The organism is Streptomyces sp. NPDC002573 (genome assembly GCF_042889625.1).
GTDB classification, from domain to species: Bacteria; Actinomycetota; Actinomycetes; order Streptomycetales; family Streptomycetaceae; genus Streptomyces; species Streptomyces gibsoniae.
In genome coordinates, this window is record NZ_JBIARC010000008.1 from 199895 (window position 1) to 213793 (window position 13899).

Genomic DNA, 13899 nt, shown 5'->3' on the forward strand with positions numbered 1-13899 from the left:
TCCCTACCCTGCCGTACGAGGAAAAGGGGCACCCCGCAGGGTGCCCCGGAACCCACCGCGCATTGCCGCGACGGGCCGCGCGCTACGGCAGGTTGCGCGCCATCACGATCCGCTGGACCTGGTTCGTGCCCTCGTAGATCTGGGTGATCTTGGCGTCGCGCATCATGCGCTCGACCGGGTAGTCACGGGTGTAGCCGTAACCGCCGAGAAGCTGGACGGCGTCCGTGGTGACCTCCATCGCCACGTCCGAGGCGAAGCACTTGGCGGCGGCGCCCTGGAAGGTGAGGTCGCTGTCGCCGCGCTCCGAGGCGGCCGCGGCCTGGTAGGTCAGGGCGCGGGCGGCGGCGATCTTCATGGCCATGTCCGCGAGCATGAACTGGATGCCCTGGAAGTCGGCGATCGGCTTGCCGAACTGCTTGCGCTCCTTGACATAGCCCTTGGCGTAGTCGAGGGCGCCCTGGGCGACACCGAGGGCCTGGGCGGCGATGGTGATGCGGGTGTGGTCGAGCGTGCGCATCGCCGTGGCGAAGCCCGTGCCCTCCTCGCCGATCATCCGGTCCGCCGGGATGCGGACGTTGTCGAAGTAGACCTCGCGGGTGGGGGAGCCCTTGATGCCGAGCTTCTTCTCCGGGGCGCCGAAGGAGACACCCTCGTCCGACTTCTCGACGACGAACGCGGAGATGCCCTTGGAGCGCTTCTCGGGGTCGGTCACCGCCATGACCGTGTAGTAGTCGGAAACACCCGCGTTGGTGATCCAGCGCTTCACGCCGTTGAGTACCCAGTGGTCGCCGTCGCGTACGGCCCGCGTCTTCATACCGGCCGCGTCGGAACCCGCCTCCGGCTCGGACAGGCAGTACGAGAACATCGCATCGCCCTGGGCCAGCGGGCCCAGGTACTTCTTCTTCAGCTCCTCGGAGCCGGAGAGGATCACGGGCAGCGAACCGAGCTTGTTCACGGCCGGGATGAGGGAGGACGACACGCACGCGCGGGCCACCTCCTCGATCACGATGACCGTGGCGAGCGCGTCCGCGCCCGCGCCGCCGTACTCCTCGGGCACGTGCACCGCGTGCAGGTCGTTGGCGACGAGGGCCTCCAGTGCCTCCTGCGGGAAGCGGGCCTCCTCGTCCACCGCGGCGGCGTGCGGCGCGATCTTCGCCTCGGCCAGCGAGCGGATGGCGTCGCGGAGCATGTCGTGCTCCTCGGACGGGCGGTACAGGTCGAAGTCAGCCGATCCGGCCAAGGTCTCTCACGCTCCAAAGAGGCTGTGCTGACGCTAATTACCGTTAAGTAACCCAAATTTTAGGGGTACGCCCACGCGAGGGATACGTGAGCTTGGCGACAGCGGGAAACCTGCCCGCCGAGGTGCCCGGCTATGCTCAGGCACCGATTCACCGCCGTATTTCCTGGAGCACCGCATGAGCCTGAAGATCACCGTGATCGGTACCGGCTATCTCGGCGCCACACATGCCGCGGCCATGGCCGAGCTGGGGTTCGAGGTGCTCGGTCTCGATGTCGTCCCCGAGAAGATCGAGATGCTTCAGCGGGGCGAGGTCCCCATGTACGAGCCGGGGCTGGGGGAACTGCTCCGCAAGCATGTCGCGGGCATCGAGGGCGCCACCGGGCGGCTGCGGTTCACCATGGACTGGGCCGAGGTGGCCGCGTTCGGCGACATCCACTTCATCTGTGTGAACACCCCGCAGAAGCACGGCGAGTACGCCTGCGACATGTCGTACGTCGACGCCGCGGTCGCCTCCCTCGCGCCGCATCTGACGGGCCCCGCCCTCGTCGTCGGCAAGTCGACCGTGCCGGTCGGCTCCGCGGACCGCCTGGCCGCCTATCTCGCCGAGCACGCGCCCGCGGGCCGGGACGCCGAGCTGGCCTGGAACCCGGAGTTCCTGCGGGAGGGCTTCGCCGTCCAGGACACGCTGCACCCCGACCGGATCGTGGTCGGCGTACGCAGCGAGCGGGCGGAGAAGCTGCTGCGCGAGGTCTACGCGACCCCGGTCGCCGCGGGCTCGCCCTTCGTGGTGACCGACTTCCCGACCGCTGAGCTGGTGAAGACCTCCGCGAACTCCTTCCTCGCCACCAAGATCTCCTTCATCAACGCGATGGCGGAGGTGTGCGAGGCCGCGGGCGGCGATGTGGCCAAGCTCGCGGAGGCCATCGGGCACGACGACCGGATCGGCAAGAAGTTCCTGCGGGCCGGCATCGGCTTCGGCGGCGGCTGTCTGCCGAAGGACATCCGGGCGTTCATGGCGCGCGCGGGCGAGCTGGGCGCCGACCAGGCGCTGACCTTCCTGCGCGAGATCGACTCCATCAACATGCGCCGCCGCGGCCAGATGGTCGAGATGGCGCGCGAGGCGGGGGGCGGCGGGTCCTTCCTCGGCAAGCGGGTCGCAGTGCTCGGCGCCACCTTCAAGCCGGACTCCGACGACGTCCGCGACTCGCCGGCGCTGAACGTCGCCGGACAGATACACCTCCAGGGCGGCCAGGTCACGGTCTACGACCCCAAGGGCATGGAGAACGCCCGGCGGATCTTCCCGACGCTCGGGTACGCGGACTCGGCCCTGGCGGCGGTCCGGGGCGCCGACGTCGTGCTGCACCTGACGGAGTGGCGGGAGTTCCGCGAGCTGGATCCGGCCGAGCTGGGCGCGGTCGCGACCTCCCGGGTGATCCTCGACGGCCGTAACGCGCTGGACCCCGAGCTGTGGCGCCGGGCCGGGTGGATGTACCGCGCGATGGGCCGCCCGACCGCGTAAGAGGGGCGGAGGAAGCGCGAGAAGAAGGGTGACGCCGGTCCGGCCGAGGCTCAGTCGGCCGGACCGGCGTCCTGTGCATTCTGCACCACGGCCCGGACGCGTGAGCGGCGAGTACCCAACCCTGTGAACCGGGCGCCTATTTCGCCCGGTATCGCCGCATCTTCGCGCGCGCCCCGCACACCGACATCGAGCACCAGCGGCCCTTGCCGGCTGGGCTGCGGTCGAAGTACGCCCAGTGACAGTCGGGCAGTTCACAGGCCTTGAGGCGCAGCCAGGTGCCCGCCGTGAGCGCCTCCGCGACGGCGGCCGCCACCCGGGACGGCAGATCGCCTGCGTCGGCGGGGGCGAGGGCTGCCGAGCCGTCCCGCTCGTCGACGGCCACCAGCAGCGGTGCCCGCGCCAGCAGCGCGCCCAGGGGCGTGACCTCACGGTGCGGGGGATGTCCCGCGTGGGCGAGGCAGACGGCGCGCAGCGACTCCCGCAGTGCGCGTACGTCCGCCAGTCCGGCCTCCGTGACGCCGAACTCGGCGCGCCCTTCCGGTGTGTCCAGCCGGTCCTCGCCCGACTCCAGGTCCAGGGTGTTGACCAGGGCCTCCACCAGGGCGAGGCCGCCGGGAGCGGGGGCTCTGTCCGTCATCTCCGCGACCTCTGTGCCCTCATGCCCGCGACGCCACCTCTCCTATTTCCCTTGCGACGTTACCTCCTGTCCGCCAGCATGGGGTAACCGGTGCCGTTACCGGTTGACCGGTTCTACAGGTAACACTGACGATCAGGACTCCAAGGAGGAAGTCATGGCACTCGCCAAGCTGGACGTCGTCGTCCTGGACTGCCCCGACCCGCGCGCCCTCGCCGGTTTCTACGCCGAGGTGCTGGGCGGCACGGTGGAGGACAACGGCGAGTGGGTGGACCTGAAGGTGCCCGGTGGCCAGTCGCTGGCGTTCCAGGAGGCGCCCGGCCACGTACCGCCGAAGTGGCCGTCCCCCGACGACTCGCAGCAGTTCCACCTGGACCTGGTGGTCGACGATCTGGACGTCGCGGAGCGGGGTGTGCTCGCGCTGGGCGCCCGGCCGCTTGACGTGGAGGACCGCGCGCGCACCTTCCGGGTGTACGCGGACCCCGCCGGGCACCCGTTCTGCCTCTGCGCCTCCTGACCCGCGGCACAGCGGCCCGCGGCGCCGCCGGAACGCGAAGGGCCCCGCCGAACCTCTCGGCGGGGCCCTTGCCCGGTGGACGGACGGCTCAGTTGCCCGTGACCGTCACCTTCTCGTCGTTCTTCAGCTCGTCCACCAGCGTCTTGACCTTGGACTTGTCCCACACCAGATTGCCGCCGGTGGAGCCCGAGACCGGCATGTTCATCGAGGTGCCGTCGCCGCCGCTGACGCCCTTCATCGCCCAGAACATGGACCCCAGGTCCCACAGGCTCATGTCCTTGTCGACCGTCAGGGAGTCCAGGCCCGCGCTCATCGTCGGGTAGAGGGTGAAGGGGTTGAGGATCGTGGACGGGGTGGCGACCTGGTGCGCCAGCGCGGAGAGGAACTTCTGCTGGTTCTTCGTGCGCTGCAGGTCGCTGGTGGCGAAGGCGTGCCGGGTGCGGACGAAGGCGAGGGCCTGCTCGCCGTTCAGCGTCTGCGTGCCCGCCTTGAAGTCGGCGCCCGAGTACTTGTCCTTGAAGCCCTTGTCGATGGTCATCTCGACACCGCCGACCGCGTCCACGATGTTCGCGAAGCCCGCGAAGCCGATCTCCACGTAGTGGTCGATGTGCAGGCCGGTGTTGTACTCGACGGTGCGGACCAGCAGCTCGGGGCCGTCCTCCGCGTAGGCCGCGTTCAGCTTCGTGTGGCGGCCCTTGCCCTGGTAGATCTTGCCGGACGTCGAGCCCTTGTATGTGGGTATCTCCACATCCGAGTCACGGGGCAGCGATACCAGGGTGTCGCCGTTGTCGCCGACGTGCAGGATCATCATCGAGTCCGTCCGCTTGCCCTCGGCGGACCCGGTGTGCAGCTTCTTCTTCTCCTCGTCCGACATGCCCGCGCGGCTGTCGGAGCCGACGATCAGGTAGTTCGTGCCCTCGCCGGCGGCCGGCCGGTCGATGACCTTGGAGAGGTCGACGTCCCGGTGGAGCTTGGAGTCGGCCCAGAAGTACGTGGCCACCGACGTCACCACCAGCAGGGTGACCAGGGTGATCGCGGTCCACTTGATCCGGCGGCCCCAGTTCGGCGCCGGGCGCCCGGGCCCCGGACCGTAGCCGCCCGGCCCCTGGGGACCGCCGCCCGGGGTGCCGTAGACCTGGCCGGTGTTGTAGTCGCTGTCATAGCCGCCGTAGCCCTGGTCGTACGTCGGCTGCTGCGGGATCCCGCCGTAGGGCGGTGCGGCCTGAGGACCGCCCGGGCCACCCGGCTGGCGCCGGACCTGGCGCATCACGCGGGCGCTCTCAGGCTGCGTGCTGCCGCTGCCGCGTCCGTAGCGGTTGCCGCGGTTGTCGTCGGACCATGCCTCGGGCCAATCGTTCATGCGCCCCAGTGTGCAGGGTCCCGGTATGGGCCCGACAAGGGGCCGAGGAGAACAGGGTCAGGGCTGTTGCGAAGCTGACACAAAGTCTCCGCAGCGGCCGCCCGGCATAAGGTGGACCGCATGACAGACCTGGCCCCCGCCCCGGAATCAGAAATTCCGGGCGAAAAAGCGGGTGACATACCCGGGAAGCCCACTTCCGCGTCCCGCACCACCCTCAGCCACATCATGACCCACAACGACACCAATCTCCTGGGCACGGTGCACGGCGGCGTGATCATGAAACTCGTCGACGACGCGGCGGGCGCCGTGGCCGGCCGGCACTCCGGCGGCCCGGCCGTCACCGCCTCGATGGACGAGATGGTCTTCCTGGAGCCGGTCAGAGTCGGTGATCTGGTTCATGTGAAGGCTCAGGTCAACTGGACCGGCCGCACCTCCATGGAGGTCGGGGTGCGGGTGCTGGCCGAACGCTGGAACGAGTCCGCGCCGGCCACCCACGTCGGCTCCGCGTATCTGGTCTTCGCCGGGGTCGACTCCGACGGCAAGCCGCGGCCGGTGCCGCCGGTGGTCCCGGAGACGGACCGGGACCGGCGCCGCCACCAGGAGGCCCAGATCCGCCGCACCCACCGGCTGGCGCGCCGCCGCGCGATCAAGGAACTGCGGGAGAAGAGGACGGCACAGGGCTACGAGGAGTGACGGCCCGGGGGCCGACGGCTGCGCGGTGTGACTCCGTGACCACGGCTCCTCGCGTCCGGCCCGCCGGGCTCCTACGGGCACACCACCTCGTCCCCGGTCACCACCGCCGGTGCCGCCCCGGGCGCGGGCGGGGGAGGGGGCGTCCGCACCGGCCGCACCTCCTTGAAGTCGGTCCCCGCGATCACCTTCAGCGTCGGGCCCTGCCCGGGTGCGGGCCGCAGCTGGCTGCCCGGCAGGGCCGCCGCGAGGGACTTCGCCGAGCGGTCCCAGCGCGGGTCGTAGACGACGACCGTGCGCTGCGCCGCCGGGCCCGCCGCGCTCGCCGGCCGGTGCGTGGTGCGGAACCCGGTGGCCGCGAGGCCGTCGTCCAGCCGCTTGCCGAGCCCCTCGGTGGCCGTCCCGTTCTCCACCTGGACCTGGATCTGCCGGGGGTCCACCTCCACCTCGACCGCGGCGGGGCCCTTCTTACGCGGCGGCCGGGACGGGGCGAGCGGCCTGTCGTCGCGCAGTGACGTGAACAGCTCCCGCGCCTTCGCGTCGTCCCACTTCACGGTCGAGCCGAGGCCCTTGACCTCGTAGGTCATCTGCCCGATCGGCACGGTCGTGAACTCCGACGAGCGGGGTGAGAAGTTCCGCATCACCCGGCCCAGGTCGAGCAGCTGGTCGGTGCCGAAGCCCGGGTCTGCCCGCACCGAGCCGAGCGCCGCCCGGGCCACCTCCCGGAACCTCAGCGGGTTCAGCAGAAGGCCGGAAGAGGTCGCCCGGTCGATCAGCGCCGCCAGGAACTTCTGCTGCCGCTGCATCCGGCCCAGGTCGGAGGCGCCGTCGACATGGCGTGAGCGCACATACTGCAGGGCCTGGCCGCCGTTCAGCACATGGGTGCCGGGGGACAGGTTCAGTCCGGTGTAGGGGTCCTTCAGCGGCTGCGGGGTGCACACCCGGACCCCGCCGAGCACGTCCACGGTCTTCATGAAGCTGACGAAGTCGACCTCCAGATAGTGGTCGATCTTCAGACGGGTCATGTGCTCGACCGTGCGCACGGTCAGGTTCGGGCCACCCTCCGCGTACGCCGCGTTCAGTCGGATCGGGTGGGTCTCGTGCCGCCGCCCGGGGTGTGCGGTGCGCGTCGGCACCTCCGCGTACGAGTCGCGCGGCAGGCTGACCACGGTCGCCCGGTTCCCGTCCGCCGAGAGGTGCACGATCATGATCGTGTCGGTGCAGTGGCAGGGCGCACCGCCGAGCCGGAATCTGTGCCGCTCCTGCTCCGTGATCCTGTCGCGGCCGTCGGTGCCCACCAGCAGGACGTTCATCCCGTGGCCCGCCTCGGGACGGTCCTTCATGTCCTTGAAGGGGTCGATCCGGCCGATGTTCTCGTCGAGGCCCGTGATCACCGCGTGCCCGATGCCGGCCGAGGCGAGCACCACCACGGAGAGTGTGGTGACCGCCCGCATGGTCCAGCCGGTCTTCCTCCGCCGTACGGGCGGCCGCCGGGCGGGTGAGCGACGGGCCGGCCGAGGGCGCGCGGGCGAGCGGGTCGGGCTGGGCACGGGGGAGACCTCCGCGGAGCTGGATGGGGGATCCCTGGGCACCGTAAGCCGACAGGTTCCGGGGCCCGGGGCGGCGCCCGGGCGGCGCGCACCGGTGTCCCCCGTTCGCGGTAACGTGAGCCTCCTATGAACGCCAATCCCGACGTGCGACTCCCCGCCGTTTCCGTGATCATGCCCGTGCTCAACGAGGAACGGCATCTGCGCGGAGCCGTCCAAGCGATCCTGGCCCAGGAGTACGCCGGCGAGATGGAGGTCGTGATCGCCCTCGGTCCCTCCGCGGACCGCACGGACGAGATCGCGGCCGAGCTGGTCCGCGAGGACCCGCGGGTGCACACGGTCCCGAACCCGACCGGCCGGACGCCCGCCGCGCTCAACGCCGCGATCAAGGCCTCCCGCCACCCGATCGTGGTGCGTGTGGACGGCCACGGCATGCTCTCGCCGAACTACATCGCGACCGCCGTCCGCCTCCTGGAGGAGACCGGGGCGCAGAACGTCGGCGGGATCATGCACGCCGAGGGCGAGAACGCCTGGGAGCACGCGGTCGCCGCGGCCATGACCTCGAAGATCGGGGTCGGCAACGCCGCCTTCCACACCGGTGGCCAGGCCGCTCCGGCGGAGACGGTCTACCTCGGTGTCTTCCGGCGCGAGGCGCTGGAGCAGCAGGGCGGCTACAACGAGGAGTTCATCCGCGCCCAGGACTGGGAGCTCAACTTCCGCATCCGCGAGGCGGGCGGCCTCATCTGGTTCTCGCCGGAGCTGAAGGTGTCCTACCGGCCCCGGCCGAGCGTGCGGGCGCTGGCCAAGCAGTACAAGGACTACGGCCGCTGGCGGCACGTCGTCGCCCGCTACCACGAGGGCTCCATCAACCTGCGCTACCTCGCCCCGCCGACCGCGGTGTGCGCGATAGCGGCCGGTGTCGTGGCGGGCGCCGCGCTGACCCCCTGGGCCTTCGTGATCCCGGGCGGCTATCTCGCGGCGATCGTCCTGGGCTCCGTCCCCGCGGGCAAGGGCCTGCCGCTGCCGGCGCGGCTGCGGATCCCCGTCGCCCTCGCGACCATGCACATGTCGTGGGGCTGGGGCTTTCTGACCAGCCCGAAATCGCTGGCGAAGAAGGTCATCGCGTCCCGGCGGCCGGCGGTCCTCACCTCCCGCTGAGCGCATCGGCGACCGCATAGGGCCCCTCTCCGCAGTGGAGAGGGGCCCTACGTGTCGCGGTCACCGGACAGGGGCGGCGGTCACCAGGTGTAGTGGGGATCCACCGTCATGCACTGCTTCGTCGCCCCGTTGAGAATGTTCGCCGTCGTCGGGGTCTTGTCGTCCTCCCTCGGCGCCTTGTACGCGGTGCCCGACCGCCAGTCGGCGCCCACGACCAGGGTGACCCCGGAGACGTCCGTGGACTTCACCACCGAACTCGCGGGGATGCCCAGGACCTTGGCGACCCGCTCGGCGTCGCCCTTCAGATCCGCGCTCGGGTAGCGGATCACCGTCCTGTCCTCGGAGACCACCATCGAGGTGTCCGCGCCGGCCTCGCTGAAGCCCTTGCCGGCGAGCAACTGGGCCACGGCGCCCGCCCGCCCGGGGGCCGGGTCGAGCGTGGAGGTGCCGGTGCCGTTCTGCACCTGGACCGCGATCTTGTCGTCGCTGTCCGTCGGGGCCGTCGTCGCCTGGGGCGTGGCCTTCTTCTTCGTGTCCTTGCCGTCGAGCGCGATGTCCTCGCGCACCAGGCGGAACAGCTTGTCCGCGTCCCCCGGCTTGGGCACCACGCGTTCCCCGACGTAGTCGTACGGCATCGTGGTCATGGTGATGCGGTCGGTGGGCACCTTCTTCAACTCGGTGCTCAGGTCGTAGAGTTTCGCGACCGTGCCGAGGCCCTTGTCCACGGTGAGCGACCGGGTGGCCGTCTCGGCGAGATTGCGCAGCTTGTCGGGTTTGTTCAGCGTGGCGTTGGCGCGCAGCTCGCGGACCATCGCGCTCATGTACTGGTGCTGGGCCTTGGTGCGGGCGATGTCGCTGCCGTCCTCGAACCCGTAGCGGGTGCGCAGCCACTGCAGGGCCTGCGTGCCCTTGACGTAGGTGGTGCCCGCCTTGAGCTTCAGGCCCGAGCCATGGCCCGAGGAGGTGTGCGAGTAGATGTTCTTGTCGACGCAGACGGGGACGCCGCCGACCGCGTCGGCCATCGAGACCACACCCGAGAAGTCGACCATGATGAAGTGGTCGATATGGATGCCGGTGAGCTTCTCCCAGGTGGCGACGGAACAGCCCGGGCCGCCGCGGCCCAGTGAGTCGTTCGTGATCCACTGCTGCAACGCCGGGTAGACATGCCCTTTGGGGTCGGTGCACTTGGGGATGGACAGCAGGGTGTCGCGCGGCATGCTGACCACCGACATGTTGGTGCGGTCGGCGGAGACGTGCAGCAGGATCTGGACGTCCGCGCGGGGTGGCGTACCGAAGGTGTCCTTGGCGCCGCCGAGCTGCTGGTTCTCCTTGGTGTCACGCGCGTCCGACCCGAGAAGAAGGATGTTCAGCGGGGTCTGGCCCGCCGCGTTCGGCTTCGGCGCGGCCGCCCGGTCCTTGGCGTCCCCGATGTTGAGGGCGTCCTTCTTCAGGTTGTCGTTCAAATGCTGGTAGTAGAGGTATCCCGCCCCGGCGGTGCCGAGTATGACGACCGCCAGGATCGTCGCCGACCAGCGCAGGGCGCGGCGTCTGCGGCGTGGGCGCTGCCCGTCGGTCTTGTCGTGCCCGCCCGAGCCGTCGGTCGGGCCTCCGCCGCGCGGTTCGGTCGGCGGAGTGTCCCCGCCGTCCTGGGCGCCGTCGCCTTTCGCGTCGTACAGGCTCTCGTCCCAGCCCAGTTCACCGGCGTCATGGACACGTGGTCGCGCCCCCTTCCCCCGCACCTTGCTCTGCACCAAGTCCCTGCCTCCCCACCCTGCGCCCGGCAAGCGGGTCCGTCCCGGAGCAGGCTGATCGCGCCGCTCCCGGGACCTTCGTCGTGGGCGGGACGCCCGTCGCGCCCCGCAGATGTTCCCGCGTCCAGTAGGACGCTTGACCCGCCCCGCAGGATGTACTCCTCGGGGCAGGTCTTGCGCCGTGTTAGACGCGCCGCGGGCCGCTCAGGTCACTTGGCGCACTGAACCTCGTCGGCCGTGGACTTGGAGTCGACGGCCGGCGCCTTGGTCGGGGCCGTCAGCGGCACCCCGGCACCCTTGAAGTCCTTGCCGAGGGTCAGCACGATCGCGGGCAGTCCCTGGTCGTTCTTCTCGCTCTTGCCCGGCTTCAGCGCCGACGCGGGCAGACCCATGAGGTCCGCCAGCTTGCGGGCCTGGTCGGCCTGGTCGGGGGCGTACTCCAGGGTCGTCTTGTCGAGGTTGACGCCCGCGTTGCCGAGCTGGCTGGACTTGGTCACGCCCTCGGTGTTCTGCAGCCAGTCGAGCGTCTTCTGCGCGCTGCCGCCCAGGGCGCCGCCGTTGTAGATGTCGACGCGGATGTCGGCGGCGGCCGAGCGGGAGCCCTTGAGCCGGGCGTCCACGGCGGCCTTCTGCTGCTTCTTGACCGCGGTGAAGGAGACGTCCGCCTTGATCGCCTCGAAGACCTGAGGCGCCTTGCCGGGGCTCAGGATGACCGTCTTCTTGACCGCGCCGTCGGCGGGGTTGTCGAGGACCGGCACCGTCGTGAACGTCAGGTTCTTGGGGTTGAGCTTGCCCAGCTCCAGACCCAGGTCCTTCAGCTTGCCGATGCTGTCGATCTTCGAGTCGACCGTCAGTGCCTTGGTGGCGGCCTCCGCCACGTCCAGCATCTTCGTCGGATCGCTGAGCGTGGAGTTGGACTTCAGCTTGCGCATCAGCGCGCTGAGGAACTGCTGCTGCAACTGGATCCGGCTCAGGTCGCCGCCGAAGCCCACGGCGTGCCGGGTGCGTACGAAGGCCAGCGCCGTCTCGCCCTCGATGTGGCGCATGCCCTTCTTCAGATTGAGGTGCGAGTCCGGGTCGTGTATGTCCTTGCCCAGACACACGTCGACACCGCCGACGGCCGACGTCAGCGTCTTGACCGCGTTGAAGTCGGCGACCATGAAGTCGTCCGGGGTGATGCCGGTCAGCTCGGTGACCGTGCGCATGGTGCAGCTCGGTGTGCGGTCGTCCTGGCCGAGGCTCGTGTTGAAGCGCACGCCCTTCGTGCCGGGGATGACCTTCGTGGTGCCGTCCGCCTGCTTCGTCGGGCAGTCCGGAACGTCGACGATCAGGTCACGCGGGATGCTCAGGGCGGTCGCGTTCGAGCGGTCCTTGGAGACGTGCAGAAGGATGTTGGTGTCGGCGTGCCCGACGCTGCCGGCGTCGCCGTATCCCGTGTTGCCCTTGCCGGTGCGCTTGTCGGTGCCGATCAACAGGATGTTGATCGCCTTGTCCTTCTGGAAGCCGCCGGTGCTCGCGCCGTCGTCCGACACGGAGGTGATGTTGTCGTTGAGGTGCTTGATGTAGAGGTAACCCGCCGCGGAGACCGCGACGAGCACGAAGGCCATGCTGCCGCCGGTCCACAGCAGGACCTTCTTCGCCTTGCCCTTCTTGGGCTTGGTACGTCCACGGCGCCGGCCCGGCGGCGGCTCCTCGGGGGCACCCCGGCGCCGGCGGGGTCCCGGGACGGTGTCCGGGGGCGCCGTGCTCGGAGCCGATCCCCGGGATCCGGGTGCGGTACGGGTGCCTCCCTGAGCGCCCGGCGGGGGATTGCCCCGGCGGGGTCTCGGCACGGCCGACTGCGGTGCGGAAGGGGCCAGTCGCAGTTCGTATTCGCCGGTGTTCGGGTTGAGTACCCACTGATCTGCGGGGTCGATGTTGTCCGCCCGCCCACGGCCTTGCGCGTCCACGGTTGTCCGAATCCTCCGTCGGGGCCACGCGGCGCCTTCCCCCTCGAGGCGCACGGGTCTCTTGAGTCGGTGCGTGACCCAGGACGGACCTCATGGGTATGGCACCAGCTCGCTCACACTATCCGCCCAGTTCAGCGTCCAGCGACGGCGGTGACAAATTCCACTCCCCTACAACCGGGCAATCCGCCCTAATTCTCAGAGAGTTCTTAGCTCACACGTTCCCCGCCTTGGGCCGCACTTTACCCGCACGCGTCCTGCGCGGCCGTGTTCCCGCGGAAAGTGGGCGGGGGTTCGGGACTCCGGCGCGGAACACCGGGGCCAACAGGGGCCTTTCCACCGGACATTCCGTTGCCGTACGACTCCGGGCCGTCACTGAAACCGCCTGCCTTCTCGCTCGTTTTTCCGGGCGAATCGGCCGGTACTTCCTTGGTGACCTCGACGGGCTGGTCCGCGCGCAACCGTGCGAAGAGATTCTGCGCCTGAGGCTGCACGAGTTGATCGCGATTGGCGTCGCCCGGGTACGGGGTGCGCGGGACGGTCAGGAACTGCACGTGCTCGGCGCCGAGGTTCCGCAGCCCTCTCACAAGCTGGTAGAGCTCGCGCAGACTCGCCAGGGCCGGATCCGTGGTCAGGGCCGAGGTGGCCGCGTCCAGCACGGGATACAGCGTCACCGGATTCAGCAGGACGTCGTTGCGGCGCACCTTGCCGACCAGCGCGCCGAGGAAGAGCTGCTGGCGTTCCATCCGCTCGGTGTCGCTGCCGTTGCCGAGGCTCTTGCGGGCCCGCACATAGCCGAGCGCCTGTTCACCGTCGAGCGTCACCCTGCCCGCGGGCAGCTTCAGCCGGGCGTCCTTGTCGTCGACAGGCCTCTTCAGGCACACCGTGACACCGTGGAGGGCGTCGACCATCTCCTTGAAGCCGTTGAAGTCGACGACCATGAAGTGGTCGATCCGGATGTTCGTCAGCTTCTCCACGGTGCGCACCGTGCACGCGGAACCGCCCGTCGCGAAGGCGTGGTTGAGCATCGTGTGAACAGGCCGGGTACGGCTGCCGTCCGGCCGCCGGCAGTCGGGCACGTCCACCATGAGGTCCCGGGGCAGGGACACCGAGGTGGCGGTGCGCCGGTTCGACGCGAGGTGGAGCAGGATCGCGGTGTCGGACCGCTCGGTCCCGGAGTCCCGCCCGTACTGCCCGTTCCCGGCGCCCGACCGCCGGTCGGACCCGATGATCAGGATGTTCTGCGCGCCGTGAGCCGGCGCGCTGGGCCGGTCCTTCTCGTAGCGGGCCAGCTCGGACGCCGCGTCGTTGTCGGCGGTGATGTTCGCGTTCAGCTTCTCGTACGCGGCCCACGCGAGCCCGCTGGTCCCGAGCACGAGCACGGCGAGGCCGAGCGCGGAGCGGCGCACCCAGCGCCGGCGCCGTCGGGGTGGCCGCCACGCGGTGCCGTGGATCGTCACTGCCGGTGCACCCCCTTGCGCGTACGAGCGTGTCGGGCTCCTACGACCATGGCCCGGGGCGGGGCCGACAGGCGGGT

At 70.1% G+C, this 13899-nt stretch carries 11 protein-coding genes; 4 read left to right on the forward strand and 7 right to left on the reverse strand.

The features are described from left to right. Window positions 1-82: 82 nt before the first annotated feature. Entirely contained in the window at window positions 83-1240 is a 1158-nt protein-coding gene (locus ACFYX0_RS11195; protein ID WP_388969144.1) for an acyl-CoA dehydrogenase, read from the reverse strand. Between the two features lie 175 nt (window positions 1241-1415). Here ACFYX0_RS11195 and ACFYX0_RS11200 point away from each other — a divergent pair, with 175 nt between their 5' ends. Continuing rightward, on the forward strand, window positions 1416-2759 hold the full coding sequence (locus tag ACFYX0_RS11200) for a UDP-glucose dehydrogenase family protein (RefSeq protein ID WP_388969148.1): 1344 nt from the start codon (window positions 1416-1418) through the stop codon (window positions 2757-2759). A gap of 136 nt (window positions 2760-2895) precedes the next feature. Here ACFYX0_RS11200 and ACFYX0_RS11205 read toward each other — a convergent pair whose 3' ends face one another. Next, window positions 2896-3396, reverse strand: a complete 501-nt coding sequence (locus tag ACFYX0_RS11205; protein WP_388969151.1) for a CGNR zinc finger domain-containing protein — start codon at window positions 3394-3396, stop codon at window positions 2896-2898. 154 nt (window positions 3397-3550) lie between these two features. Between ACFYX0_RS11205 and ACFYX0_RS11210 the strand changes: the two genes are divergently transcribed. Then, complete coding sequence (locus ACFYX0_RS11210; RefSeq protein ID WP_311699726.1) at window positions 3551-3910, forward strand: VOC family protein; 360 nt, start codon at window positions 3551-3553, stop codon at window positions 3908-3910. An 88-nt stretch (window positions 3911-3998) separates the two neighbouring features. Here the strand turns inward: ACFYX0_RS11210 and ACFYX0_RS11215 are convergent, their stop codons facing one another. After that, a complete protein-coding gene (locus ACFYX0_RS11215; RefSeq protein WP_388969154.1) occupies window positions 3999-5270 on the reverse strand; it encodes an LCP family protein in 1272 nt (423 codons plus the stop codon). 120 nt (window positions 5271-5390) lie between these two features. Here ACFYX0_RS11215 and ACFYX0_RS11220 point away from each other — a divergent pair, with 120 nt between their 5' ends. Beyond that, entirely contained in the window at window positions 5391-5963 is a 573-nt protein-coding gene (locus ACFYX0_RS11220; RefSeq protein WP_311699724.1) for an acyl-CoA thioesterase, read from the forward strand. A gap of 71 nt (window positions 5964-6034) precedes the next feature. Here the strand turns inward: ACFYX0_RS11220 and ACFYX0_RS11225 are convergent, their stop codons facing one another. Next, the gene (locus tag ACFYX0_RS11225; protein WP_388969157.1) at window positions 6035-7414 is read right to left on the reverse strand and encodes an LCP family protein; all 1380 of its coding nucleotides are present in this window, start codon (window positions 7412-7414) and stop codon (window positions 6035-6037) included. A gap of 222 nt (window positions 7415-7636) precedes the next feature. On the opposite strand from ACFYX0_RS11225, the gene ACFYX0_RS11230 reads away from it, so the two are divergent. Continuing rightward, complete coding sequence (locus tag ACFYX0_RS11230) at window positions 7637-8665, forward strand: glycosyltransferase family 2 protein (RefSeq protein WP_388969160.1); 1029 nt, start codon at window positions 7637-7639, stop codon at window positions 8663-8665. Window positions 8666-8745: 80 nt separating this feature from the next. Here ACFYX0_RS11230 and ACFYX0_RS11235 read toward each other — a convergent pair whose 3' ends face one another. The 3 genes from ACFYX0_RS11235 to ACFYX0_RS11245 all read right to left on the reverse strand — a co-directional run bounded on the left by ACFYX0_RS11235 (window position 8746) and on the right by ACFYX0_RS11245 (window position 13816). Further along, complete coding sequence (locus ACFYX0_RS11235; RefSeq protein ID WP_388969163.1) at window positions 8746-10419, reverse strand: LCP family protein; 1674 nt, start codon at window positions 10417-10419, stop codon at window positions 8746-8748. A 206-nt stretch (window positions 10420-10625) separates the two neighbouring features. Continuing rightward, window positions 10626-12365: an LCP family protein gene (locus tag ACFYX0_RS11240; protein ID WP_355911616.1), complete on the reverse strand. Its 1740-nt coding sequence runs from the start codon at window positions 12363-12365 to the stop codon at window positions 10626-10628. A gap of 239 nt (window positions 12366-12604) precedes the next feature. Next, entirely contained in the window at window positions 12605-13816 is a 1212-nt protein-coding gene (locus tag ACFYX0_RS11245; protein WP_388969229.1) for an LCP family protein, read from the reverse strand. Window positions 13817-13899: the final 83 nt, after the last annotated feature.